22 protein-coding genes are annotated in these 23845 nt (G+C 71.4%); 5 read left to right on the top strand and 17 right to left on the bottom strand.

Features of this window, described 5'->3' with window-relative positions:
• Positions 1–4: 4 nt before the first annotated feature.
• Both ACTHJJ_RS19265 and ACTHJJ_RS19260 read right to left on the bottom strand, forming a co-directional pair.
• Entirely contained in the window at positions 5–181 is a 177-nt protein-coding gene (locus tag ACTHJJ_RS19265; RefSeq protein ID WP_440304565.1) for a DUF6767 domain-containing protein, read from the bottom strand.
• A gap of 56 nt (positions 182–237) precedes the next feature.
• On the bottom strand, positions 238–2280 hold the full coding sequence (locus tag ACTHJJ_RS19260) for a cytochrome c oxidase assembly protein (RefSeq protein WP_440304564.1): 2043 nt from the start codon (positions 2278–2280) through the stop codon (positions 238–240).
• Positions 2281–2306: 26 nt separating this feature from the next.
• On the opposite strand from ACTHJJ_RS19260, the gene ACTHJJ_RS19255 reads away from it, so the two are divergent.
• A complete protein-coding gene (locus ACTHJJ_RS19255) occupies positions 2307–3167 on the top strand; it encodes a maleylpyruvate isomerase family mycothiol-dependent enzyme (protein ID WP_440304563.1) in 861 nt (286 codons plus the stop codon).
• A 15-nt stretch (positions 3168–3182) separates the two neighbouring features.
• Here the strand turns inward: ACTHJJ_RS19255 and ACTHJJ_RS19250 are convergent, their stop codons facing one another.
• From ACTHJJ_RS19250 to ACTHJJ_RS19215, 8 genes are all read right to left on the bottom strand, one after another.
• A complete protein-coding gene (locus tag ACTHJJ_RS19250; RefSeq protein WP_440304562.1) occupies positions 3183–3896 on the bottom strand; it encodes a GAF and ANTAR domain-containing protein in 714 nt (237 codons plus the stop codon).
• 150 nt (positions 3897–4046) lie between these two features.
• A complete protein-coding gene (locus ACTHJJ_RS19245; RefSeq protein WP_440304561.1) occupies positions 4047–5183 on the bottom strand; it encodes an MFS transporter in 1137 nt (378 codons plus the stop codon).
• Between the two features lie 194 nt (positions 5184–5377).
• On the bottom strand, positions 5378–6127 hold the full coding sequence (locus ACTHJJ_RS19240) for an enoyl-CoA hydratase-related protein (RefSeq protein WP_440304560.1): 750 nt from the start codon (positions 6125–6127) through the stop codon (positions 5378–5380).
• 23 nt (positions 6128–6150) lie between these two features.
• Positions 6151–7227: an acyl-CoA dehydrogenase family protein gene (locus ACTHJJ_RS19235; protein ID WP_440304559.1), complete on the bottom strand. Its 1077-nt coding sequence runs from the start codon at positions 7225–7227 to the stop codon at positions 6151–6153.
• Complete coding sequence (locus tag ACTHJJ_RS19230) at positions 7224–8372, bottom strand: acyl-CoA dehydrogenase family protein (protein ID WP_440304558.1); 1149 nt, start codon at positions 8370–8372, stop codon at positions 7224–7226. Before ACTHJJ_RS19230 ends, ACTHJJ_RS19235 begins: the two co-directional genes overlap by 4 nt.
• A 112-nt stretch (positions 8373–8484) precedes the next feature.
• Entirely contained in the window at positions 8485–9267 is a 783-nt protein-coding gene (locus ACTHJJ_RS19225; RefSeq protein ID WP_440304557.1) for an SDR family oxidoreductase, read from the bottom strand.
• A gap of 149 nt (positions 9268–9416) precedes the next feature.
• A complete protein-coding gene (locus ACTHJJ_RS19220) occupies positions 9417–10868 on the bottom strand; it encodes a hypothetical protein (protein ID WP_440304556.1) in 1452 nt (483 codons plus the stop codon).
• A gap of 184 nt (positions 10869–11052) precedes the next feature.
• Entirely contained in the window at positions 11053–11667 is a 615-nt protein-coding gene (locus tag ACTHJJ_RS19215) for a TetR family transcriptional regulator (protein WP_440304555.1), read from the bottom strand.
• Between the two features lie 75 nt (positions 11668–11742).
• Here ACTHJJ_RS19215 and ACTHJJ_RS19210 point away from each other — a divergent pair, with 75 nt between their 5' ends.
• On the top strand, positions 11743–13878 hold the full coding sequence (locus ACTHJJ_RS19210; RefSeq protein WP_440304554.1) for an MDR family MFS transporter: 2136 nt from the start codon (positions 11743–11745) through the stop codon (positions 13876–13878).
• A gap of 159 nt (positions 13879–14037) precedes the next feature.
• Here ACTHJJ_RS19210 and ACTHJJ_RS19205 read toward each other — a convergent pair whose 3' ends face one another.
• From ACTHJJ_RS19205 to hisC, 6 genes are all read right to left on the bottom strand, one after another.
• Complete coding sequence (locus ACTHJJ_RS19205) at positions 14038–15510, bottom strand: dihydrolipoamide acetyltransferase family protein (RefSeq protein ID WP_440304553.1); 1473 nt, start codon at positions 15508–15510, stop codon at positions 14038–14040.
• 24 nt (positions 15511–15534) lie between these two features.
• Positions 15535–16560, bottom strand: coding sequence for an alpha-ketoacid dehydrogenase subunit beta (locus ACTHJJ_RS19200; RefSeq protein WP_440304552.1), 1026 nt, complete (start codon positions 16558–16560; stop codon positions 15535–15537).
• Between the two features lies 1 nt (position 16561).
• The gene (gene pdhA, locus ACTHJJ_RS19195) at positions 16562–17650 is read right to left on the bottom strand and encodes a pyruvate dehydrogenase (acetyl-transferring) E1 component subunit alpha (protein ID WP_440304571.1); all 1089 of its coding nucleotides are present in this window, start codon (positions 17648–17650) and stop codon (positions 16562–16564) included.
• A gap of 391 nt (positions 17651–18041) precedes the next feature.
• A complete protein-coding gene (locus ACTHJJ_RS19190; protein ID WP_440304551.1) occupies positions 18042–19328 on the bottom strand; it encodes an AAA family ATPase in 1287 nt (428 codons plus the stop codon).
• 108 nt (positions 19329–19436) lie between these two features.
• Positions 19437–19838: a glyoxalase superfamily protein gene (locus ACTHJJ_RS19185; protein ID WP_440304550.1), complete on the bottom strand. Its 402-nt coding sequence runs from the start codon at positions 19836–19838 to the stop codon at positions 19437–19439.
• A gap of 26 nt (positions 19839–19864) precedes the next feature.
• Positions 19865–20956 (bottom strand): histidinol-phosphate transaminase, encoded by a 1092-nt coding sequence (hisC, locus tag ACTHJJ_RS19180; protein WP_440304549.1) that lies wholly within the window; start codon positions 20954–20956, stop codon positions 19865–19867.
• Positions 20957–21118: 162 nt separating this feature from the next.
• Between hisC and ACTHJJ_RS19175 the strand changes: the two genes are divergently transcribed.
• From ACTHJJ_RS19175 to ACTHJJ_RS19165, 3 genes are all read left to right on the top strand, one after another.
• The gene (locus ACTHJJ_RS19175; RefSeq protein WP_440304548.1) at positions 21119–22183 is read left to right on the top strand and encodes a 6-phosphofructokinase; all 1065 of its coding nucleotides are present in this window, start codon (positions 21119–21121) and stop codon (positions 22181–22183) included.
• A gap of 47 nt (positions 22184–22230) precedes the next feature.
• Positions 22231–22614 carry a phage holin family protein gene (locus ACTHJJ_RS19170; RefSeq protein WP_440304547.1) on the top strand — a complete coding sequence of 128 codons (384 nt, stop codon included), beginning with the start codon at positions 22231–22233 and terminating at the stop codon, positions 22612–22614.
• 106 nt (positions 22615–22720) lie between these two features.
• Positions 22721–23233: an NUDIX domain-containing protein gene (locus ACTHJJ_RS19165; RefSeq protein ID WP_440304546.1), complete on the top strand. Its 513-nt coding sequence runs from the start codon at positions 22721–22723 to the stop codon at positions 23231–23233.
• A 35-nt stretch (positions 23234–23268) separates the two neighbouring features.
• On the opposite strand, the gene ACTHJJ_RS19160 is transcribed toward ACTHJJ_RS19165, so the two are convergent.
• Positions 23269–23604, bottom strand: a complete 336-nt coding sequence (locus ACTHJJ_RS19160) for a TfoX/Sxy family protein (RefSeq protein WP_440304545.1) — start codon at positions 23602–23604, stop codon at positions 23269–23271.
• Positions 23605–23845: the final 241 nt, after the last annotated feature.

The following is a 23845-nucleotide window of genomic DNA, read 5'->3' as shown; positions in this document are numbered from 1 at the left end:
ACGCTCAGGAAGCGCGGGCGGCCTGAACCTCGCGACGCTTGTCGGCGAGCTGCTCGCGCCACTCCGGGTCGGACTGGACCAGATAGACGAGTCCGCAGTCCTGAGGCCCGCTCGCCCCAGGGAAGCACAGCGAGCACGGCTCGCCCACCCGGATGGGGCACTTCGGCGTGGCTCGCGGCATCTCGACTCGACCTCCTCGTCGACGATCATACTACTATTCGTAGTAGCCCCGAGCCGTCAGGCGGTCGGGTGGCGCTCGTCGCGCTTCGCCAGCGCGGCGAGGCGGGCGTTGTAGGCGGCGAGCTCGGCGTCGCCGTCGCGGTCGGCCTGCCGGTCGCGCCGCTTCGTCTCGGCCCGGTCGGACCGTGCCCACTGCACGGCGACGATCAACGCGAGGGCGAGCGAGGGCAGCTCGCCGATGGCCCAGACGATGGACCCGCCGAGCCGCTGGTCGGCGAGCGGGTCGGTGATCCACGACAGCTTGATCACGTTGAAGAAGTCCGGCGCGAGGATGGACTCGCCGCCGACGAGGGCGACACCGAAGAAGGCATGGAACGAGATCGTCGCGAACAGGACGACGAGGCGCAGCGCCGGTCCCCACTTCTTGGGGCCGGGGTCGACCCCGATGAGCACCCAGGCGAAGAAGTAGCCGGCAAGGACGAAGTGCACCGTCATCAGGATGTGCCCGGTGTGCGTCGTGAGCGCCAGGTAGAACAGGTTCGTCCAGTAGAAGACGACGAGGCTCATGAAGAAGAAGGCCCCGGCGAAGATCGGGTTGCCGACGACGCGGACGTAGCGGGAGTGGATGACGGCGAGGATCAGCTCGCGCGGCCCGACGGTGCCGTCCTTGCGCGGCTTGAGCGCCCGCAGCGCCAAGGTGATCGGGGCCCCGAGCACGAGGAAGATCGGGATCACCATGGCCTCGATCATGTGCAGCGTCATGTGCCAGGAGAAGGCGACGCGACCGTACACGCCGAGGAATCCGTTGGTCGCCCAGATGAAGATGAGCCAGCCGACGAGCCAGTTGACGGTCCGGCCGACGGGCCACCTCACCCCCCGACGATTCAGCCGGATCACGCCGGCGACGTAGAGGCCGATCGCGAGCAGTCCCGTCGCGAGGAAGAGGTACTCGAACCTCCACGTCGTCAGCCACGACAGCGCGGTCGGGGCAGGGGGCGCCGGGAATCCTGTCAGGGCGAGCGCGACGCTCGGGTTCGGCACGATCTCCGGGACGGGCGGAGCGCTCCGGGCCAGGGCGGTGGCGACGCCGAACGTGACGCCCATGAGGAGCACCTCGCTCACGGCGAGGCGCAGGAACGGCCGTGCCACCGGCTCCCCCGCAGTCGCGGCACCGTCGATGCGGTTGATCGTCGACTCCCGGTGCCACCAGCCGGCGAGCCCCAGCAGGACGAAGGCCGTGATCTTGATCGAGAGGAGGATGCCGTAGTGGGTCGTGACGAGGTCGGCGACCGAGGCCAGCCGGGTCGTGGCGGCCATGACCCCGGAGATCCCGAGGGCGGCGAAGCACCAGAGCGCCAGCATCGAGTAGCGCCGCACGACGGTGCCGAGGGAGCGGCCGACCCGCCGCCGCATCAGGATGAGCGTGAGCAGGCCCCCGACCCAGACGGCCGCGGTGACGAGGTGGACGGCCATCGAGTTGACCGCCGTCTCATGGTCGGCCGAGCCCCCGGCGTGGCCGGCGAGCCCCAGGACCAGGACGCCGAAGAGGGCGATCGCGAGCAGCCATACGCCCGTCCACCGGGAGCGGGCCAACGAGGCGCCGGTGGCGGCGACGACGGCACACCCGGCGCTGATGAGGCCGATCCGGAGCGGCTCGATCGACCACACGGTGGCCGTGAAGCTCGCGCCGAAGCCGGGCGCGGTGAGCGGCATACCGGCAAGGTCGGCGAACTGGAGCACGACGATCGTCACAGCGAGCAGCCCCCACGCGAAGCCACTCACCGTGGCGATGCGATAGGCCGCCGCCCGCCGCGGCTCGTCCAGGCCCTCCGTCGTGCGCCGGGTCTTCCCCGGCACGAGCATGCCGCCGAACAGCAGGGCGCCGACGGTCAGCGACGCCATGAGGTCGTGCACGACCCGGAGGAGCGGGAGGGCCCATCGGACCGCGTCGCCCGCAGAGTTGAGCCCCGCCTCGAGCGGCGCGGCAGCCCCGGTGAAGGCCGCGGCGAGGGCGGATGCGAGCAGTCCGACGAGCACGACGAGCGGCACGAGCACCCATCGGCGCGTGCCGCCAGCCCGGACAGGGGTCGGGGACGACATGTGTCAAGGGTAAGTACTCTGTCGGCATGCCGATGCACCCGTCCCCACCCGAGGACCGTGATGGCCTGCTCGCTGCTTTCGAGCAGAACTGCCAGGCGATCATCGACCTCGGGCTGTCGTGTCGGGAGAGCGACTTCGAGATCCAGACCGAGTGCCCGGGCTGGACGGTCAAGGACCAGATCGCACACGTCGTCGGGGCGGAGAAGTCGTTCGCGGGGATCCCGACGCCTCGGGTGGAGGTGCCGGACTACGCCCACATCCGCAGCGAGTTCGCCCGGCGGATCGAGCACGACGTCGAGGCCCGCCGCGGCATCCCGGGCAAGCTCGTGGTCCACGAGCTCGCCGACCACCTGCCGATCCGGATGGCGGCCCTGCGCGCTGCGGCGACCCCCCTCGACGAGGTCATCGGCGGGATCTTCGGCCCGGAGACGACCTTCGGCGCGCAGCTGCGGCGCCGGGTCCTCGACACCTGGGTCCACGAGCAGGACATCCGGGCGGCCCTGGGCCGGCCCGGCAACCTCGACTCCCCCGGTGCCGCCGTCTTCGTGGACGCGATCTTCCACGCCCTGCCCCGCATCATCGCCCGGGACGCCCGGGTGCCCGTCGGGCACGCCGTCGTCGTCGACGTCACGGGGCCACTCATCGGCCGGGAGGGTGCGCGGGTGATCGAGGGAGAGGACGGCCGGCCGTTCGGGGCGCCGCTCTTCACGGGCGCCGAGCCGACCGCCACGGACGAGCTGCCCCGGATCACCGGCATCAAGCTGACCACGGAGGCCCTCACCCGCCGGGCCGCGGGTCGCCGAAGCACCGACGAGATCCGCTACACCGTCCACGGCGACGGCGAGGTTGCTCGGCGGGTGCTCGACGCGCTCGTCATCACCCCCTGACCGCGGCACCGCTGGTCAGGCGCCGAACTGCAGCTCCTGCCCGTCGATGATCTCCGCCGCTACGGAGGCGAGCTTGACGTTGAGCTCCTGGGAGGTCCTGCGCAGGATCTCGAAGGCCTCGTCCGCGGACACCTTGTGTGCGGCCATGAGCAGGCCGATGGCCTTGCCGATCTCACGGTTGCTCTCGAGGCCCTTCCGCAGGCTGTGCGCGTCGTCGCGGGCGGAGAGGGTCATCAGCGCGACCGAGGCGAAGGCCGCGAGCACGGCACCTTGGTCGGCCGACTGCGTCGTCAACCCGCCCGGCCGCTCCGAGAAGATGTTGAGTGCCCCCACTTTGGCGCCGTCGACGAGGAGCCGGTAGCCGATAGCGGATCGCACCGGGGTCTCGGCGAGGATCCGCTCTCGGAAGGTGGGCCACGCCGTGGTGCCCTTCGTCAGGTCGGCGTCGTGCTGGTAGGCGTCCTCCTCGATGGCGTCCAGGCACGGCCCCTCGCCGACCTCGACCTCGATCTGGTCGATCCGGTGCGCCAGTGCGTCGGTCGAGGCCGCCGACTCGTAGCTCTTCCCCCGCCGCAGCATCATGGAGGCGTGCTCGCAGCCGTCGACCAGCTGTACGGCGGCGTCGACGACGGACTGGTAGATCCGCTCCGGCTCCGCGCCACCGTAGATCAGCGTCGACAGGGCCGCGAAGAGCTGCCCCACATCCCGTTGACCGTTCTCGTCCGGCATGGTTCCTCCTGCCGTTGTCCGCCCCGCTGGCCCGTCGTTTCGAACCCAGGACGGCTCCTGCAGGCAGGATACCCAGCCCCGTGGGGACCTTGGCAGGTCGGCACGCTGACTGAACGGCATACGGCGCGTGGGGTGTGCCGCTCAGCCGGCTCAGCGCAGGTCGTGCAGCGCGCGCCGGCTGAGGAAGGCGCGCGTCGCGAGCGCCATGAGGAAGGCGAGGACGCCCGCGAGGATCGCGACGAGGTAGCCCTCGTGGGCACCGACGCGGTCGACGACGGCACCCGAGACGGCCGAGCCGAGGGCGATGCCGACGATGAGCCCGGTGAGCACGATCGTCATGCCCTCGTTGATCTGCGCCTTGGGCACGAGCCGCTCGATCAGGTTCATCGTGGTGATGAGGGTCGGGGCGGTGGCGAGGCCCGCGACGAACATGACGGGAGCGAGGACCGGCAGCGGCCCGGCGAGCAGCACCGGCGACTCGAGGAGGAACATCCCGAGGGTGCCCACGATGAGCAGCTTGAGCAGGTTGCGACCGTGCGACCGGGCGCCGAAGATCACGCCCGACAGGGCCGAGCCGAGCGCATAGAGGGCGAGGATCGGGCCGGCGGCGTTCTTGTGGCCGGCCGCGTCCGCGACGGCGATCGTAACGACCTCGTTGGCGCCGAAGATGACCCCGGTCATCGTCATGATGAAGGCGAGCGGGACGATGCCGGGCTGGTTGAAGGCGAACCCACGCGGGCGCTCGTGGTGCGGGACGACGGGCGGCTCGGTCGAGCGGGCCGAGATGAAGACGAGCACCCCGACGCCGTAGCAGGCGGTGGCGAAGACGAAGCCGGCCTCCGGGAAGAGCGCGGTCGCGAGCCAGACGGCGAGGACCGGGCCGATGACGAAGGTGACCTCCTCCATCACCTGCTCGAAGGACATCGCGGTGTGCAGGCTCTTGGGATCGTCGTGGAAGATGTGCGACCACCTCGCGCGGGCCATCGTGCCGAGGTTCGGGATCGCGCCGCAGAGGGGGTAGGTGATGAAGAACATCCAGCTCGGCCAGCCCTTGAGCGAGACGAGGATCGTCATGACCGCCCAGAAGCCGGACCAGATGAAGAAGGGGATGGCGATCCGGCGCTGCCCGAACCGGTCCACGAGGCGACCGAGGAAGGGCGCGAAGAGCGCGAGCGCGGTCATCCCGACCGCCATGACCGCGCCGGCGAGCTCGTAGGAGCCGCGTCGTGCGGCGATCATCGCGACGGTCGCGACGCCGAACATCGCTCCGGCCGAGCGCGCGACCATGCCTCCGGTTATGAAGACCCGTGCCCCGGGGACCCTGAACAGCGGTCGGTAGTGGGACAGCACGGGCACAACTCCTCGGGACGACAACCGGCCCATCCTTGCACCCGCTGCGCGCTCGGGGCGGCAATGTCTCAGACGCGTCGCGTCTGCGGTTTCCCTGCCGGCCCGTGAGACCGGCAGGGCGGCCCGCTCGTTCAGCCTCCTGACGGTGCTCCATGCTTGCGGCGCAGGGACCACATCTGCGGCGCGCGCTCGAGCTCGACGGCGGCGGCCCAGGGCAGGCCGCCGGGAGCCGTCTGGTGGCGGAACGACGCGACGTGGCGGCGGGCCAGGGCAGGGTCCCGAGCGACGCGGCGGGCCAGCGCGAACGCCTCGCCCTCGACGTCCGCGTCGTCGTATGCCGCCCATGCCAGCCCCAGCTCGACGGCGCGCGCGCCGTCCACCTCCTCCCCGAACAGGCCCATCGCGGCAGCGGCCTCCCGCCCGGCCACGCGGGCCAGCAGGGTGAAGTGGCCGCCGCCGGGATGGATGCCGATCTGGGCGAAGCCGGGCAGGAGCCGGGCCGTCCGGGAGACGATGCGCAGGTCGGTGGCCAGGGCGAGGTTGAGCCCGGCCCCCACGGCCGCGCCCCGCACGGCGGCGATGGTCGGCAGGCCGATCCCGCCCAGTCTGGTGAACGCCTCGTAGACCGCGCCGAGGTTGCGGTAGTTGCCGTCCTCCGTCGGGTCGACCCCGGCCTCGGCGAGGACGTTGCGCGCGGCGCCGGCGCAGAAGTGAGGGCCTCCGGTCACGACGACCGCGCCGACGCTCGGGTCCGCCTCGGCGGTGAGGGCCGCCTCTGTCAGCTCGCCCGCCATCGGCACGGAGAGGGCATTGCGGCGCTCGGGGGCCTCGAGGGTGATGACGGCGACGTGGTCCTCGACGGCATAGCCGATCTCGCTCACGGGTTCTCCTTCTCGGGTCTGTCTCAGTGCTGGGGCGTGGCGCGGCCGGTCGTGACCAGGGACCAGAGCCGGTCATGGCCGGCCGAGGCGGCCAGCCGGGTCAGGGTCTCGTCCCACTCGTGGATCGAGCCGAACTCGCTGCGCCGGGCCAAGGCGGGCTTGGCCAGCACGTGCAGCTCGTGCTCGAGGGTGGTGCCGATCGCGCCGAGCGCCTGGTGGGCGCCTCGAACGACGACCGAGGCGGCGTGCCCGACGCAGGACTTGGCGACGCCGACTGCGAAGAGCAGGCCCGGATCGGTCCAGTCCGAATCCGCCGGGCGCGCAACCGCGGTGTCCGTCGCGGCCCGGGCCACCGCGGCCTCGGCGGCGATGTCGGCGACGAGATGCTGGACCGCCTGAAACCGGCCGATGGGCCGGCCGAACTGCTCGCGCTCCTGCACGTGGGTCACGACGACCTCGACGATCCGCTCGAACGCCCCACACACCTGAGCGCAGCGGGCCAGGGCGCCGCGAAGATGGAACTGCTCGCCCACCTCTTCGTCGACGAGCGTGCCCGAGGTCAGGTCGGCCAGGTCGAACTCCACCGTCTCGCTCGGCTCACCGGCGAGGTTGCGGCCCTTGGTGATGCTGACCCGGTCCGCGGGCACATCCGCCACCCGCCACTCATCCCCGTCCTCGAACAGCGCCACGAGGCAGGCGGCATCCCGGCCGTAGGTGACGTTGAGGGCGACACCTCCCGGGTCTGGGCGGCAGGCGGTCCGCAGCGCGCCGTCGTTCGGCAGGCCGGCGGCCTGGAGGAGCCAGGCGGCGAGGAACCCGTGCTCGACGAGCGGCACCGGTGCACCGGCGCCGGCCGCGACCCCGAGGAGGGCCGCGCCCTCGAACCAGGTGGCACCGCTGCCGCCGGTCTCCTCGGGGACGGTGAGCCGGGTCAGGCCCAGCTGATCGAGCCGCTGCCACAGCACGGGATCGAAGTCTGCGACCTCACGCGGGGCGGGCCGCCTCCGCCGGTAGTCGTCGAACACGTCGGTGAGCACGGCGACCAGGTCGGGGTCCGGCGAGGTCGACCGGGCCAGACGAGGGTCAAGGCGCGGGCTCATCGCAGCCCCAGCCGGCGAGCGATGACCCCGCGCAGGATCTCGTTCGTCCCACCGCGCAGCGTGAAGCCCGGCCGCTGGAGGATGGCGGCGTGCAGGAGCCGGTAGAGCTCCTCGTCCTCGACCCAGCCCGTCGCCGTCAGCGTGTCGACATAGTCCGCGATGTCACCCTCGCCTGTCGTGCCGAGCACCTTGACGACGGCCGCCGCGGTGTCGGCCTCCTGGTGTGCCTCGAGGGCCGCGGCGACCGCGAAGGACATCTGGTGCAGCGCGGCGACCCGGGCGACGTGCCGACCCAGGCCGGGGTCCTGCGGCAGCCGCCCCTCGTCCATGGCCGAGGCGGCCTCCGCGAGCAGCTGGAAGGTCGAGAGGAAGCGCTCCGGACCGCTGCGCTCGAACCCGAGCTCGGAGGTCACCTGGGTCCAGCCCTCGCCCACCTGGCCGAGGACCCGCTCGTCGGGGACGAGGACGCCGTCAAGGTGCACCTCGTTGAAGTGGTGGTCACCGCCCATGGAGATGATCGGGCGGATCCCGACACCCGGTGCGCGCAGGTCGACGATGAACTGGCTCAGCCCCGCGTGCCGGTCGGCCGGGTCCACCGGCGCGGTGCGGGCGAGCGCGAAGAACGCGTCCGCCTCGTGCGCGCCGGAGGTCCACACCTTGGTCCCGGTGAGGCGCCAGCCCCCATCGACCCGCTCCGCGCGGGTGCGGACGCCGGCGAGGTCCGAGCCCGCGTCCGGCTCGCTCATCCCGATGCCGAACACGACATCGCCGGCCGCGATGCGCGGGAGGAAGGCGTGCTTCTGCTCCTCGCTGCCGTAGCGGAGCAGCGACGGGCCGATCTGCCGGTCGGCGACCCACTGCGCCGCCACGGGCGCGCCCACCACGAGCAGCTCCTCCGTGACGACGAACCGCTCGAGGAAGGTGCGGCCGTGCCCGCCGTACTCGGTGGGAATGGTCATCCCCAACCACTCGCGGCGGCCGAGCTCACGCGTGAACTCGCGGTCCCATCGGGTCAGCCACGTGTCGACGTGCGGGACGAACCGGCCGTCGGCGATCTGCTCGTCGAGGAATGCGCGCACCTCGAGCCGCAGCTCGGTCAGGGTCGGGCCCTCCGTGACGACCGGGGGCACGAGAGCGCGCGTCATCGCGGGTCGCCTCTCCGTGAGCGGGGTGGACGGCCTCCACCTTGGCACGTCGCCCGCCGGCGTGCGCGGTCGTCCCGGCCCGTGTCGCCGTCAATGACACCGTCACGTCAGGTCAACGCAGCAGGGAGGCCCCACCATCGACGAAGACGGCGACTCCCGAGACGTGCCGCCCGAGGTCGGAGGCGAGGAAGAGGCACGCGTCGGCCACGTCGGCGGGCTTCCCGAAGCCGCCGTGGATGGCGGGGCTGCCCTGGGGCAGTTCGACCTCGATGCCGATCCGCTCCGTGTCGTGCTGCTCGGTGCGCTCGCCAATGTCCGTCTCGATGGTGCCCGGGCAGATCGCGTTGCAGCGGATGCCGTCCCGGCCGAGCTCGAGCGCCATCATCTTCATGAAGGCCACCTGCCCTGCCTTCGAGGAGCTGTATGCCGCAGCCCCCGCCGTCCCGAAGCTGCGGGTCCCGTTGACGCTGCTCGTGATGATGATGCTCCCGCCGCCGGCGCGCCGCAGGTGGGGCACGGCGAAGTGGACCGTGAGGTAGGTGCCCGTGAGGTTGATGTCGATGGTGCGCCGCCACTCGTCGGGCTGCAACTGCGTGACCGGTGCCCAGACGCCGTTGATCCCGGCGTTGGCGCAGACGATGTCGAGGTGGCCGAACCGGTTGGCCGCCCCGTCGATCGCCTGTCGGACCGACTCGGCCTCGGTGACGTCGCAGTGGACGTAGTCGGCGGTGCCGCCCGCGTCCCGGATCTCGTCGCGGACCTGCTCGCCGTCGTCGGGCTGGATGTCGGCGAGCACGACGGCCGCCCCCTCCTGGGCGAAGCGCCGGGCCGTGCCGGCGCCGATGCCGCTCGCGCCGCCGGTGATGAAGGCGACCCTGTCGTCGAGCATCCCCATGTGCGCGCTCCTCTCGTCGGCCCTGACCTACCCCGATGTGACGGGTGTGACCGGCCGCTCACTCGACGTGTGGACCGCACCAGTCGAGTCACCGCTCTGCCCCGCGCGTCACACCAGGGATGCGGCCGCCGGGAGATGCCGAGGCTGAGTCAGCGGGCGGCGCCGAGGCCGAGCAGGGCCGCAAGTCCGAGCGCGCTGCGCGGTTCATAGGCGCACGTCCACAGGCCGCCGTGCGTCGCGCCATATGCCTCGTCCTCCCACGGATGTGGCTGCCCGGGGTTGCCGGTCCTCACGTCGTGGACGAGGAGCGCGGCCATGAGCGTGTTCGCGGTGCCGGGCTCGAAGACCTCGACGCCGAAGCGGTGGGCGCCCGCGTAGGCGGCCGCGAGGGCCCGGTTCTTCACCACGGACCGGGTCCGCGTGGGTGGCGCGACCTTGAGCGAGACGAGCCCGCCGTCCGCCCGGTATGCCGTGGCGCGCCACCGCTGCAGCCGTTTCGCGAGCAGGTAGTTCGGCCCCTGCTGGAGCACCACCGAGTCGTTGATGCCCGGATCGCTGCCCGGCACGTAGTTGCGCTTCAGCAGCCGCCCGCCGCTCAAGGTCCGCAGCGGGACCCGGAGCCACTTCGAGGTGCGGCGCTGGGCGTAGTTGAGCGTGGACCGCTCCACCGCGCCGGCCGGGACGGCGAAGACGTCGGTCGGCGTCGCGAGGAACGCGAGCGCGACGTCGCCCGCGCCGCGGTCGCGAATCAGCTTGTCCGTCAGGGCGTCCACGGCCATCGACACCCGCACGTTCGTGGCGCCGTCCGCGTAGACATAGTTGCCGAGGACGAGCGGCCCCTCGAGCGTGGAGACCCAGCGGGTCACAGCGCCGAGGTCGTGAACGAGGTCGCCACCGGCACGGTGGGACAGGTCGCCGTCGCCCTTGGTCACGGGAAGGGTCGGCGTGCCGGCCAGCTCCCGGGTCTCGTCGAGCAGCCGCGCCCACAGGTCCGGCCGTGGCAGGTCGACCGCGGCGACGTGCGCGCCCCAGCGCAGCAGGGAGCGGAGCGGGCCCATCTCGGCGGCGGCGCCGAGGACGACGACGGTCCGGTCGGAGAGGTCGAGCCACTCGGGGTTCGCGATGACCCTGCTGACGGCCTCGTGCGCCGACGGCTCGAGGACCCCGCGGGTGAGCCAGTCGTCGAGCCGGTGACGGAGGCGATCCCCGGAGAGTCGCTCGCCGCGGTAGGGGAGGGTCAGCTCCCGCTCGGGGGTGCCGGAGCCGGCCACGGTCTCGGAGACCAGCTCGGGGCCGGCCTGCTCGAAGGCGGCAGCGACGGGTGCGTCCGCCCCCTCGACGACGAACCGCATCCGCTCGTGCAGCCCGGCCAGGCCGGCTCGGGCGATGCCGGTGGCCGCCTCGGGCGTGGGCAGGCCCGCCTCGACGAGACGCCGGAAGTGGCTCAGGTAGCCCTGCCGCCAGTTCGTCTCCCGCGCGGCCGATCCGGCACCGACCGGGTCGGCGGCCCGCAGGGCGTCGGCGACGACGGCCCGCCCCGTGGCCGCCGTGCTGCGACGACCGTCGACGAACGGGAACACGACCCCGTGCTGCTCGCTCATGGGCACATCCTGCCCGACCGCAGGTCCGGCCACCCCACCCTGTTGAGAGGCCACTACCCGACGAGTGAGCGCCGTCCCACCCGTCACGCCCACGGTGGCGCTCCTGAGGCTGAGTGCTCACTCGATGGAAGCGGAGGGTCACGTCGCCACACGAGCCGGCGGGGCGGCATACCACCTGTTGGGATCAGCGGATGGGCGCGGGATCGAGCCCCCGCGCGAGCATCCGGATCGCGTCCTCGGCGAGCTCCTCGATCGTGCCGGCCCCGCCCGACTGGCGGTGCTCGATGCAGGCGCGGATCGCGCCGATCGCGGCGTTGACCACGACGCGGGGCCCGAGCGCCGCGCCCGGCTGGACGCCGAGGCGCTGCTCGAGGGCCTCCGTGAGGACGTTCTCGAGCAGGATGTTGTTGCGGACGAGCGCCGGAGCCAGGGTCGGCTCACCGATGAGGACCCGCCGCCGCTGCTCGCGCAGCTCGACGTCGAGCGTCGAGGACGAGAAGTAGTCGCTGACGAGCCGGCGGATCACCTCCAGGGGCGACTCGTCCGCCGGCGCGTGGAGCATCGCGTCGCGCATCTCCTCGAAGTCCTCGGCGCGGCGGCCGAGGACTGCGCTGTCCTTCGACGGGTAGTAGTTGAAGAACGTGCGGGCACTGACACCGGCCCGCTCGGCGATCTGCTCAGTGCGGACCGCGTCGAAGCCGCGTTCCTCGACGAGCTCGAGGGCCGCCCGGTGGATCGCCAAGAGCGTCTCGCGCTTCTTGCGCTCCCGGAGGCCGCACTCGGCGTCGGTCGTGCTCATGGTTCGACGATAGGCGCTTTCCTGCATGAACTGCAAATTTGCAGCGACTGCACTAATCCTCCTATCCTGATCCGCATGCCTGACACGACTCCATCGACCGCCGCCCCGGCGGTCAGCCCGTCCACCCGAGAGACGGGCCTCGACCCCAGGGCGAGGCAGATCTTCATTGCCCTCATGTTGGGCATGCTCGTCGCCTCCATCAGCCAGACCATCGTCGGCCCGGCGATGCCCCGCATCGTCGCCGAGCTCGGCGGCATGGACCACTACTCGTGGCTCGCAACCGCCGCCATGCTCGTCAGCGCGATCGTCGTCCCGATCGTCGGCAAGCTGTCCGACATCTACGGCCGCCGCAGCTTCTACCTCGCCGGCCTCGTCGTCTTCATGCTCGGCTCGATCCTCGCGGGAGCGGCGCAGAGCTTCTGGTGGCTCATCGCCGCCCGGGCGATCCAGGGCGCCGGCATGGGCACCCTGATGCCGCTGTCGCAGACGATCATCGGCGACATCATCCCGCCCCGCCAGCGCGGCAAGTACCAGGGCCTCATGGGCGGCGTCTTCGGCCTGTCCTCGATCCTCGGCCCCCTCGCTGGCGGCTTCATCACCGACCACTGGGGCTGGCGCTGGCTCTTCTACGTGGCGCTCCCCGTGGGTGTCGTCGCCTTCTTCGGCATCGCGAAGTTCCTCCACCTCGACCACGAGGAGGGCGAGGTCATCATCGACCGCGCCGGGATCACGCTGCTGTCGGTCTCGCTCATCTTCCTGCTCGTGCCGACCTCCCTCGGCGGGACGACGTGGGACTGGGGCTCGCCCGAGGTGATCGGCATGTATGCCGTCGGCCTCGTCACGCTGCTCGCCTTCGTCATGGTCGAGCGACGGGCCAAGGAGCCCGTCCTGCCGCTGCGCCTCTTCCGCGGGTCGATCTTCACCTTCTCGAACATCGCGAGCTTCATGGTCGCGGTCATGATGTTCGGCGCGATGATCTACATCCCGGTCTACGCCCAGGGCGTCATCGGGGTCTCGGCCACGAACTCCGGCCTCATCCTGATGCCGATGTCGGTCGCGATGATCGGCCTGTCGATCGTCGCCGGTCTCGTCATCACCCGGACCGGCCGCTACAAGCTGCAGACCGTCGCCGGCATCGTCATCATGGGCCTCGGCTTCTGGCTGCTGACCCGGCTCGACTACAACGCCACGGCCGGTGAGCTGACCTGGGCGATGATCGTCTTCGGCATCGGGCTCGGCATGGCCCTGCAGGTCTACACGCTCGTCGTGCAGAACGCGTCCCAGCGCCGCGACCTCGGCGTCGCCACCGCCTCGACCCAGTTCTTCCGCAACGTCGGGTCGACCGTCGGCACCGCCGTCTTCGGCACGATCATGTCGAGCGGGCTCGCCATCAACATCGCCAAGCACCTGTCCCCCGAGGTACGCCACCAGATGGCGCAGTCGGGCCAGCAGGTCAGTGCCGGCTCCGTCCTCGACCCCGCCGCGCTCAAGAGCCTGCCGCCCGAGGTGGCCCTGGGCGTCCACCACGGCCTGGCGGACTCGCTCCACTCGGTCTTCGCGTGGGGGTTCCTGCCCTGTGCCATCGCCCTCGTCGCGACTCTGTTCATCAAGGAGATACCGCTGCGCGACACGGTCCACTCGGCGGACGAGGCCGGACGGGAGCTGCTCGACACCATGGGCCAGCGCCCGCCGCACCTCGACGAGCTGATGGTGCCGCTCGGGCGTGAGGACGGCAAGACCCGCACCCACGAGCGCCTGCTCGGCCTGCGCCTCGACCTGCTCGCCGACACGGCGGTCCGTGGCGACCGGCCGCTGCTGACCCGGGCCGTGACCCAGGTGGGCGACGGTGACCTCACCCGCGGCGTCGAGCTGCTCCGGCGGACCGCGAAGATGCTGACGACCGACGACCTCGCCGTGGCCGCGGACCGGGAGGTGTTCGCCGTCGAGGTGGCCGCCAAGGCGAAGCAGCCGGGTGGTGCGCTGGACCAGGAGCTCAAGCGCGAGCTGGCCCTCGCCGTCAGCGAGCGCGACGCCAGCACCGTCATGACGACGGTCGAGCCCACCGTGGCCGAGCGCCACGAGGCGGTCGACATCGATGCGCTCAAGGCCCTCGGAGACGACCTCACGGCCGCCTACCTGGTGGACCGCTACCGGATCCGCGCCGAGGCCGACGGCCGCCGCTCCGACCCGGAGCCTGAGCCCGTCCACTGACGGCCCCAGCCCCTACCGATTCCAGCCCGGGCTGGATCTCGTAGGCCACCGGGGCGACGGCTCCTACGCGCGAACGGACCGGTCGTGGTCGAACTCGTCGGTCTGCCGAACTGTTCGACCGCGAACAGTCCGTCCGCGGAAGCAAAGGGGAGCGCGGCCTCAGCCCCAGACGAGGGCCCTGCTCGGGTCCTCCATGATGGCGGCCACATCGGCCAGGAAGCGCGACCCCAGCTCGCCGTCGATGAGCCGGTGGTCGAACGACAGGGCGAGCTGCGTCACGTGCCGGATCGCGATCTCGTCCGCACCGTCGGCACCCGTGACGACCCACGGCTGCTTGCGAATCGTGCCGAACGCGAGGATCGCCGACTCGCCGGGGTTGATGATCGGGGTACCGCTGTCGACGCCGAAGACGCCGACGTTGGTGATCGTGATGGTGCCCTGGCTCATCTCCGCCGGCTGCGTCTTGCCCTCGCGGGCGGTCGCGGTCAGCTGGGCGATGGCGTCGGCAAGCTCGCGCATCGTCATCGCGTGCGCGTCCTTGATGTTCGGCACGACGAGACCACGCGGGGTGGCCGCGGCGATGCCGAGGTTGACGTAGTTCTTCTGGACGATCTCCTGGGCCTGCTCGTCCCACGTCGCGTTGACGCCCGGGTTGCGCCTGACGGCCAGGATCATCGCCTTCGCGAGCACGAGCAGCGGCGTCACCTTGACGTCGCGGAACTCGCGGTCGGCCTTGAGCCGCTCGACGAGCTCCATCGTGCGTGTCACGTCGACGGTGATCCACTCAGTGACGTGCGGCGCGGTGAACGCCGACCCGACCATCGCCTGGGCGGTCATCTTGCGGACGCCCTTGATCGGGATGCGCACCTCGCGCTCCCCGGCGCCGAACGCAGGCGCGTATGCCGCTGGGCCGGCTGCCGCTGCGCCGTTCGCTCCCGCGCCGGCGGGGGCGGTCACGGTCTCGGCCGAGCCGCCGCTCGCGTGGGCCTGCACGTCGTCTCGAGTGATGATGCCGTCCGCACCGGTCGGCCGAACCTGGGTCAGGTCGACGCCGAGGTCCTTGGCCAGCTTGCGGACCGGGGGCTTGGCCTTGGGCCGCTCCCCCGCCGGAGCGGGCACCGGGGGTGCCGGTGACTCGACGCGGGGCTCCGGCACGGTCCGCTCAGGGACGGCCGGCGTCTCGGCGACCTGCTCCGTCTCCGTCGGTGCTCCGCCACTCGGCGAGGTCACCTCCGCCGGGACCGAGCTGGGCGGCGCACCCTCGGCCTTCTTGCGGGCGCGGCGCGTCGTGGCGCCGGCCTTGGCGCCGTAGCCGACGAGGATCGCGTCCTGCTTCTCCTCCGCGGCCGCCCCCTCGGCGGCCGGCGCGGCGGGGGCTTCGTCGCCGCCCTTGCCGTCGTCGATCCGGATGAGCGGCGTGCCGACGTCGACGGTCTGGCCGACCTCGACGAGCACCTCGGTCACGGTGCCGGCCCAGGGGATCGGCAGCTCGACGAGCGACTTGGCCGTCTCGACCTCGAGGACCATGTCGTTGACCTTGACGGTGTCGCCGACGTTGATCCTCCACTCGACGATCTCCGCCTCGACGAGCCCCTCACCGGGGTCGGGCAGGTTGAACGTGCGAATCGCCATTTTCAGGAACCCCTTGCTGTGTTCTCAGTACGCCAGGGCGCGGTCGACGCCGTCGAGGATCCGGTCGAGGTCGGGGAGGAACTCCTCCTCCATACGGCTCGGCGGGTACGGGATGTTCGCGCCGCCGACCCGGACCACCGGCGCCTCGAGGTGGTAGAAGCACTGCTCGGTCACCTGGGCAGCGATCTCCGCGCCCATGGCGAGGAAGTTGCTGGCCTCGTGGACGACGACGAGCCGGCCGGTCTTGCGGACCGACGCGGTGATCGTGTCGATGGGCAGCGGGGAGAGCGAGCGCAGGTCGATGACCTCGAGCGAGGTGCCCTCCTGCTCGGCAGCGGCGGCCGACTCGAGCATCGTCTTGACGACGGGGCCGTAGCCGACGAGCGTCACGTCGCTGCCTTCGCGCACCACGTTGGCCTCGAACAGCCCGCGCGGGGCCTGGGTCGCGGTCGGGTCGTACTCGGCGCGGTCGTGGTAGCGACGCTTCGGCTCGAAGAAGAGCACCGGGTCGTCGCACTCGATGGCCTGCTGGATCATCCAGTAGGCGTCCTCGGGGTTCGAGCACGAGACGACCCGCAGCCCGGCCGTGTGGGCGAAGTAGGCCTCGGGGCTCTCCGAGTGGTGCTCCGGGCTGCCGATACCGCCGCCGAACGGGATCCGGATGACCATCGGCATCTTGATGGCACCCAGCGAGCGGGCGTGCATCTTGGCGACCTGGCAGACGATCTGGTCGAACGCCGGGTAGACGAAGCCGTCGAACTGGATCTCGCAGACCGGCCGGTAGCCGCGCAGGGCCATGCCGACGGCGGTGCCGACGATGCCGGACTCGGCGAGCGGGGAGTCGATGACGCGCTCCTCGCCGAAGTCCTTCTGCAGGTGCTCGGTGATCCGGAAGACGCCGCCGAGCTTGCCGATGTCCTCACCGATGAGGACGACCTTGGGGTCGCGCTCCATGGCCTTGCGCAGGCCGTTGGTGATGCTCCGCCCCAGCGTGACCTTCTCGAGGTGCTGCGTCGCGGACGAGCTCTGGGTCGTGGTCGTCGTCGTCATCTCAGTTCGCCCCCTCGAAGCTCGCCTGGTACTCGAGATAGGCGGCACGCTCCGCCTCCATGACCGGGTGGTCCTCCGCGTAGACGTGGTCCCACATGGTCTCGCCGGGCATGGTCTCCATGGTGATGCAGCCCTCGCGCAGCTCGTGCGCGAAGCCGTCGGCCTCCTCGTCGACGCTCTGGAAGAACGCCTCGTCGGCCATCCCCTCGTGCGCGAGGTAGGTCTTGAGCCGCAGGATCGGGTCGCGCAGCTTCCACTGCTCGACCTCCGCCGAGACGCGGTACTTGGTCGGGTCGTCGGCCGTCGTGTGGGCGCCCATCCGGTAGGTGTACGCCTCGATGAGGAGCGGCCCGTTGCCGTTGCGGGCCTCGTCGAGGCAGTGCTTGGTCACGGCGTAGGTGGCCAGGATGTCGTTGCCGTCGACGCGCACGCCCGGGAAGCCGAAGCCGCGGGCGCGCTGGTAGAGCGGGATGCGGGTCTGCTTCGAGACCGGCTCCGAGATGGCCCACTGGTTGTTCTGGCAGAAGAAGACGACCGGGGCGTCGAAGCTCGCCGCGTAGACGAAGGCCTCGTTGACGTCACCCTGCGAGGTGGCACCGTCACCGAAGTAGCAGATGACGGCGGTGTCGCGGTCGGGGTCGCCCGTCCCGACGTTGCCGTCCATCTTGACTCCCATGGCGTAGCCCGTCGCGTGGAGCGTCTGGGCGCCGATGACGATCGTGTAGAGGTGGAAGTTGTGCTCCTTGGGGTCCCAGCCGCCCTGGCTCACCCCGCGGAACAGCTGCAGCGAGCTCTGCGGGTCCATGCCCCGCACGAAACCGACGCCGTGCTCGCGGTAGGTCGGGAAGCACATGTCGTGCGATCGCAGGGCGCGGCCGGAGCCGACCTGGGCGGCCTCCTGGCCGAGCAGGCTCGGCCACAGCCCGAGCTCGCCCTGCCGCTGGAGGGCGTAGCCCTCGGCGTCGAGGCGCCGGATGAGGACGAGGTCGCGATAGAAGCTGCGCAGCTCGTCGGGGGTCAGGTCCGCGACGTACTTGTCGTAGTCGGGGTGGGAGCGTCGCTCCCCTTCGGGCGTCAGCAGCTGGATCATCTCCGGGCCGCCGTCGGCGTTCTGGATCGTCGCGCTCGCCGAGGCGGGCTGCTTGACGACGTCGTTGTCGCTCACTAGGGCTCCTCCACCGGCCCGCCGGCCGGCTTTTGCTCGGGCCACCGTCGGGGATCAGCCCGGCGGCAGGTGGTGCACAGGTGGTCGTCGAGGGTGACGGCGGCCACATGCGGTGTCCTGAAGCGCAACTTACCTGAGGCCCTCGCCAATCTCACAATGCGGGACGCAAGGAGCACGTATGCCGCTCAGCAGCCCCGTTCGCTCGCCTCCTCCCAGCGGGGCCGCATCCGTCGAGTGAGCAGTCAACCCCACCGGTCACAGGACCCGTGAGGCCGGTCCCCGGAGAATGGCTGCCGGCTGGACGAGTGGTCACCGCTCAGCGGCGGCTGCCCCAGCTCCAGGGCGGCGTCGTGAGCAGGCCCTGCCCCTCCACGAACGTCTCACCGAGGTCCTTGACCAGCGTGAGGCGCCGGGCGGGTGAGCCCAGCCCCACCGGGGCCCCGTCGTCGTCCGCGACGCCCAGCTCGCGGATCAGGGCGTCCGAGTGGGAGACGACCATCACCTGCGAGGTCTCGGCCGCGGACCGGATGAGCCGGCCGAGTGGGGGCAGCAGCTCGGGGTGCAGCGAGGTCTCGGGCTCGTTGAGGACGAGCAGCGGTGGGCGGTCGGCACTGAGCAGCGCGGCCACGAGGCAGAGGTAGCGCAGCGTCCCCTCGGAGAGCTCGGCCGCCCGCAGGGGCCGCAGCATGCCGGGCTGGTGCAGCTCCACGTCGAAACGCCCGTCGGTGACCGTCACGTCGAGGACCGCCCCGTCGAACGCGTCCGCGATGGCGGCGTCGAGCCCGGGCTGGCCGTTCTCGCGGATCGTCTGGAGGGCCGCGGCCAGGTCCGAACCGTCGTCGGCGAGCACCGGGGTCCGGGTGCCGATCTGCGTCTGACGGGCCGGCGCCGCGGGATCGGCGCGGAACGAGTCGTAGAAGCGCCAGCCCGCGATCATCCGGCGGACCCGGAGCAGCTCCGGCGCCCGCTCCGGGTCGGCGAGCTCGGTGAGCATCGACTCCCACGGCCGCAGCGACCGGGTCAGCTCGGTCCACCCCCTCGACCGGCCACCGGCGCGCCGGCCGTTGCCTTCAGGAGGATCCGACTCCCAGTCGTCGTCCCACCCGGCGTCCCAGTCCCCGGCCGCCGAGGCGCGGGTCTCGACGACGGACCATCTGCGCCGGACGAGAACGGCCCCGGGCCGCATCACCGACCCGGCCCAGACCACCTCGCGCTTGATCTCCGGGTCCCGGAGGAACGCCGAGTCCTCGCCCCCGGAGGTCTGTTGCGGGAGGCCCAGGTCCACGAGGTAACCGAACTCCTCCGTGGCGAAACCGAGCCGCAGGCCGATCGGCCCCTTGCGCACGAGGCCCTGGGCGGCATACCCCCGCTTGCGGGCCCCGTCGAGACTGGCCGGCCCCGCCCAGAGGGCGGACTGCAGCCCGCCCTCGCGGGCGAGCGTGCCGACGACGTCACCGCGACCGCACCCGGCGAGCAGGCGCAGCGAGCGATAGAGGCTCGACTTGCCCGAGCCGTTCGCGCCCGTGACCACGTCGAGGCCGTGGAGCGGCACGACGACGTCGCGCAGGGAGCGGTAGCCCGAGACGGCCACGGACGTGAGCATGCCCAGACCGTATGCCGCCCTGCCGACACCGCGCGCCCCGTCACTCCGCTCGTCGCCGCCTACGGGACAGACCGGCCGGTGGGCGCGCCGGCTCGCCGAGGAGTCGCGTCAGGCGTCGGGGTCGACGCCGCGAGCAGCCGCGGACCACGCCGGCAGCTCCTGCAGGCTCCACCGGTTGCCGTCCGGGTCGGCGAAGCGCACGAACTTGCCCCACGGCTGGACGTCGACCTCCGAGGCGTCGACGCCCCGGCCGGCCAGCTCGGCGCGAGCCGCCTCGGCGTCGGCCACCACCATCTGCAGGTTGTCCAGGGAGCCCGGCGCCATCCCCGTCAGCCCCTTGCCGATCGCGATCGAGCAGGCCGATCCCGGCGGGGTGAGCTGGACGAAGCGGACGTCGTCACTCACGGTGTGATCGTGGTCGAGGACGAACCCGGCCTGCTCCACGTAGAAGTCCTTGGCCCGGTCGACGTCCGCCACCGGCACAGCCACGAGCTCGAGCTTCATGTCCATCCGCCCACGGTAGGCGGGTGGCGGGCTCAGCGGGGGCCGAACTTCTCCGCGACGTCGAGCAGCCGGGTGTTGGCCTCCGGCTCGCCGATCGTGACCCGCACGCCGTCGTCGCCGTACTGCCGGACCATGAGCCCGGCCGCCTCGCACGCCGCCGTGAACACGGACGACTCCTCACCGAGGGGGAACCAGACGAAGTTCGCGTCGGTCTGGGGCAGCTTCCAGCCCTGGTCGGCGAGGCACTGCACCACGCGGTTGCGCTCGGCGACGATCGACGCCACCCGCTCGGTCAGCTCGTCGACCGCGTCGAGCGAGGCGATCGCGGCCACCTGCGCGAGCGAGTTGACGCCGAACGGCGTCGCCGTCTTGCGGATGGCGGCGGCGACCGGGGGGTGCGCGACGGCGAACCCGACCCGGAGCCCGGCCAGGCCGTACGCTTTTGAGAACGTCCGCAGGACAACGACATTCGGGTGTCGGGCCCACATCTCGAGGCCCTTGACCGCCTCGGGATCGCGGACGAACTCGACGTAGGCCTCGTCGATGACCACGACCACGTCGTCCGGCACCGAGGCCAGGAAGCGCTCGAGCTCGTCCGTGCGCACGGCCGGTCCGGTGGGGTTGTTGGGCGTGCAGACGAGCACGACGCGGGTGCGGTCGGTGATGGCGGCCGCCATGGCGTCGAGCCGGTGCCGGGCGTCCGCGTCGAGACCGACCATGACCGGCTTCGCGCCGGCGAGCTGGGTCACGATAGGGTAGGCCTCGAAGGAGCGCCACGCGAAGACGACCTCGTCTCCGGCGTCGCAGGCAGCCTGCACGATCTGGGCGAGGACGGCGACCGAGCCGGTGCCCGTGGCGACGCAATCGGCCGGCACCTCGAGGGCCTCCGCGAGCCGCTGGGTCAGTGCCGTGACCGCCATGTCGGGGTAGCGGTTGATCGTCGCTGCCGCCTCGTCGACCGCCTTGAGCACCGACGGGAGCGGGCCATAGGGGTTCTCGTTGGAGGACAGCTTGTAGGCCGTCATCCCCGGCGGCGCCGACGCCGGTTTGCCCGGCTTGTAGTCAGGCATCTGCGCCAGGACCTCACGCAGGCGGACGGGACGCGGCGAGGGGGCATCGGTCATAGCCGCAACAATAGACATCGACGGGCGAGACCCGAGCGGAGCGGGAGCGCACTCGCACACCGACGGCCCCAGCGGCATACCAGCGCTTGTGACTAGGCTCGCAGTGTCGTGTCAGTGCTGCCCCGACACCTGAGCCACGCACCACTCACGAAAGACCTGCCCATGCGCATCGGGATCCTCACCGGAGGCGGGGACTGCCCCGGCCTCAACGCCGTCATCCGCGGCGCGGTTCGCGCCGCCGAGGTCACCTACGACAGCACGGTCATCGGCTTCCGCAACGCTTGGCGCGGCGTGATGGAGGACGACTACGAGCCGCTCGACGTCGAGGTGTGCCGCGGCATCCTCCCCCGGGGCGGCACGATCCTCGGGACCTCCCGCGACCAGCCGTTCGCGCGAGAGGACGGCCTCAAGCTCGTGCGCAAGGCCTACGACCGGCATGGGCTCGACGCGATCATCGCGGTCGGCGGCGAGGGCTCGATGGGAGTCGTCAACGAGCTGCACCAGAACGGCTTCCCGGTCATCGGGGTCCCCAAGACCATCGACAACGACATCCAGCTGACCGAGATGACGTTCGGGTTCCAGACCGCCGTCCAGATCTGCACGGACGCGATCGACCGCCTCCACACGACCGCCGAGTCGCACCACCGCGTCCTCGTCGTCGAGGTCATGGGCCGGCACGTCGGGCACATCGCGATCTGGTCCGGTCTCGCCGGCGGCGCGGCGATGACGCTCACGCCCGAGGAGCCCTTCGACATCGAGGAGGTCTGCGAGCGCATCGTCGGCCGGCACCGCAAGGGCCGCTACGCCACGATCATCGTCGTCGCCGAGGGCGCCCTGCCGAAGCCCGGCACCTTCCAGATCCCTGAGCCGGAGGTCGACAGCTACGGCCACAAGGTCCTCGGCGGCATCGGGCACATCCTCGAGCGCGAGATCCACGGCCGCACCGGTATCGAGACCCGGACGACCGTGCTCGGGCACATCCAGCGCGGCGGGTCCCCGGTCGCCTTCGACCGGGTGCTCGGGACCCGGTTCGGCGTCGCCGCTGTCGAGGCCGCGCTCGACGGCGCCTGGGGCGAGATGGTCGCGCTCCAGCAGGGCCGGATCGGCCGGGTGCCGGTCAAGGACGCGATCGGCTCGCTGAAGACGGTGGCGCCCGACCTGCTCCGCCTCAACACGATGTTCCAGCCGCGGCTGCCGGGCGACGACCACCCCGGCATCCCCGAGTAGGGCCGACTTCCCATGGCGCAGCGGCTTCCCGTGGAAGGATGACGGACATGCTCGCCGACTTCGCGATCAAGACCGTCATCAACGGCATCGCCCTGTGGATCGCCGCCTGGCTCGTGCCGGGCATCACCTTCGGATCGAGCCACGACACGTGGTGGGTCGTGCGGACCGTCGTGATCGTGGCGCTCATCTTCGGGATCATCAACGCCTTCGTGCGCCCGGTCGCGAAGCTCGTCTCGTTCCCCGTCATCATCCTGACGCTCGGGCTGTTCGTCTTCATCATCAACGCGCTGATGCTCCAGCTGACGTCGTGGGTGGCCGGCAAGTTCGACCTGGCCTTCCACGTCGACCACTTCTTCTGGGACGCGATCATCGGCTCGCTCGTCATCACGTTCGTCTCGATGATCCTCGGCTTCTTCAACCCGAAGGACTGAAACCCGTTCGTATGCCGCTGGGCCCGCTCCCGATGGGGGCGGGCTCGCGCGCGCCCGGGGCAGAAGTCGCCGCTGGCCTTGCAACGCGGTGTGGTTGGGTGAGCCCATGGACAAGGCCACCCTCCGGCGCAAGGCCGGGACCGCGGCGCTGGTCGGCTTCCGAAAGCTCCCGAGCCCGCTGCGGCGTGCCGCGGTGCGGATCGGGGCGCCGAACTACACCGTCGGCGCCGTCTGTGTGCTCGAGCACGAGGGCGAGGTCCTCTTCCTCTGGCAGCCGCACCGGCTGGGGTGGAGCCTGCCCGGAGGGCTGCTCGAGCACCGCGAGTCCCCGGGCGATGGGGTGCGCCGTGAGGTGGCCGAGGAGATAGGTCTCGACATCGACCCGGGCGACCCCGTCACGGTGCGGATCGATCCCGAGGGCCAGGTGGTCGACGTCGTATACCGGGTGCGGCTCGACGAGCGCCCGGCACTGCGGCTGGCGAGCGAGGCGCGAAAAGCCAAGTGGATCAAGCCCGCCGAGCTCGGGGAGGCCGACGGCGACACCCACGGCATCGTCGACCTCATCGGGGCGGCGGACGCGCCGAAGCGGCCGGGACGGCTGCTCAGCGCGGCGGACTGATCGCGGCCGCTCGAGGGGATCCTCTGCCGCCTCTCTCAGCGTTTCGGGGGGAGCGACCGCGCGTAGGCGACGCCGACGTCGATCCAACGGCGCAGGTCCTCGTCGCTCGTGATCGCCTCGTCGTCGACGCGGAGCCAGCCGTCCATCGCCCGGCCCTGCATCACGGCACGGCTCACGTGCGGCTCACTGACGAGGGCGTCGGTGTCGGCGGGATCGATACGGAGCAGCAGCCCGCCCTGCCCACTCGCGCTGACCGACATGTTCCCGTCGACGAGGAAGGCCAGTCCGCCGAACATCCGCTTCTCCGTCAGCCCCGGCACATCCTGGACCTGCTCACGGATCCGGTGCGCCAGCTCCTCGTCATACGCCATACAGGCAGTATCGCCGCTCGTTCCTCGCTCGGGTCCTCACCGCTTGGCTCAGTCGAGCCCCTTCTCGCCTGAGCCGAACCGCGGCTCCGGGCCTCGCTCGTTCCTCACTCGGGTCCTCACCGCTTGGCTCAGTCGAGCCCCTTCTCTCGCCTGAGCCGAACCGCGGCTCCGGGCCTCGCTCGTTCCTCACTCGGGTCCTCACCGCTTGGCTCAGTCGAGGCAGAAGTCGTTGCCCTCCGGG

This window comes from Intrasporangium sp. (assembly GCF_051961875.1).
Classification (GTDB): Bacteria; Actinomycetota; Actinomycetes; order Actinomycetales; family Dermatophilaceae; genus Intrasporangium_A.
The sequence above is the reverse complement of the archived record's forward strand: the minus strand, read 5'-3'. Positions and strand labels throughout refer to the sequence as shown.

What these genes read in the sequence shown, in the direction of transcription:
- ACTHJJ_RS19220 (WP_440304556.1), bottom strand. Translation starts at nt 10,868, where the DNA reads ATGAGCGAGCAGCACGGGGTCGTGTTCCCGTTCGTCGACGGTCGTCGC.
- ACTHJJ_RS19260 (WP_440304564.1), bottom strand. Translation starts at nt 2,280, where the DNA reads ATGTCGTCCCCGACCCCTGTCCGGGCTGGCGGCACGCGCCGATGGGTG.
- ACTHJJ_RS19235 (WP_440304559.1), bottom strand. Translation starts at nt 7,227, where the DNA reads ATGAGCCCGCGCCTTGACCCTCGTCTGGCCCGGTCGACCTCGCCGGAC.
- ACTHJJ_RS19250 (WP_440304562.1), bottom strand. Translation starts at nt 3,896, where the DNA reads ATGCCGGACGAGAACGGTCAACGGGATGTGGGGCAGCTCTTCGCGGCC.
- ACTHJJ_RS19230 (WP_440304558.1), bottom strand. Translation starts at nt 8,372, where the DNA reads ATGACGCGCGCTCTCGTGCCCCCGGTCGTCACGGAGGGCCCGACCCTG.
- ACTHJJ_RS19210 (WP_440304554.1), top strand. Translation starts at nt 11,743, where the DNA reads ATGCCTGACACGACTCCATCGACCGCCGCCCCGGCGGTCAGCCCGTCC.
- hisC (WP_440304549.1), bottom strand. Translation starts at nt 20,956, where the DNA reads ATGACCGATGCCCCCTCGCCGCGTCCCGTCCGCCTGCGTGAGGTCCTG.
- ACTHJJ_RS19225 (WP_440304557.1), bottom strand. Translation starts at nt 9,267, where the DNA reads ATGGGGATGCTCGACGACAGGGTCGCCTTCATCACCGGCGGCGCGAGC.
- ACTHJJ_RS19200 (WP_440304552.1), bottom strand. Translation starts at nt 16,560, where the DNA reads ATGACGACGACGACCACGACCCAGAGCTCGTCCGCGACGCAGCACCTC.
- ACTHJJ_RS19245 (WP_440304561.1), bottom strand. Translation starts at nt 5,183, where the DNA reads ATGGTCGCGCGCTCGGCCGGAGCGATGTTCGGCGTCGCGACCGTCGCG.
- ACTHJJ_RS19165 (WP_440304546.1), top strand. Translation starts at nt 22,721, where the DNA reads ATGGACAAGGCCACCCTCCGGCGCAAGGCCGGGACCGCGGCGCTGGTC.
- ACTHJJ_RS19190 (WP_440304551.1), bottom strand. Translation starts at nt 19,328, where the DNA reads ATGCTCACGTCCGTGGCCGTCTCGGGCTACCGCTCCCTGCGCGACGTC.
- ACTHJJ_RS19205 (WP_440304553.1), bottom strand. Translation starts at nt 15,510, where the DNA reads ATGGCGATTCGCACGTTCAACCTGCCCGACCCCGGTGAGGGGCTCGTC.
- ACTHJJ_RS19170 (WP_440304547.1), top strand. Translation starts at nt 22,231, where the DNA reads ATGCTCGCCGACTTCGCGATCAAGACCGTCATCAACGGCATCGCCCTG.
- ACTHJJ_RS19175 (WP_440304548.1), top strand. Translation starts at nt 21,119, where the DNA reads ATGCGCATCGGGATCCTCACCGGAGGCGGGGACTGCCCCGGCCTCAAC.
- ACTHJJ_RS19265 (WP_440304565.1), bottom strand. Translation starts at nt 181, where the DNA reads ATGCCGCGAGCCACGCCGAAGTGCCCCATCCGGGTGGGCGAGCCGTGC.
- ACTHJJ_RS19160 (WP_440304545.1), bottom strand. Translation starts at nt 23,604, where the DNA reads ATGGCGTATGACGAGGAGCTGGCGCACCGGATCCGTGAGCAGGTCCAG.
- pdhA (WP_440304571.1), bottom strand. Translation starts at nt 17,650, where the DNA reads ATGATCCAGCTGCTGACGCCCGAAGGGGAGCGACGCTCCCACCCCGAC.
- ACTHJJ_RS19255 (WP_440304563.1), top strand. Translation starts at nt 2,307, where the DNA reads ATGCCGATGCACCCGTCCCCACCCGAGGACCGTGATGGCCTGCTCGCT.
- ACTHJJ_RS19185 (WP_440304550.1), bottom strand. Translation starts at nt 19,838, where the DNA reads ATGGACATGAAGCTCGAGCTCGTGGCTGTGCCGGTGGCGGACGTCGAC.
- ACTHJJ_RS19215 (WP_440304555.1), bottom strand. Translation starts at nt 11,667, where the DNA reads ATGAGCACGACCGACGCCGAGTGCGGCCTCCGGGAGCGCAAGAAGCGC.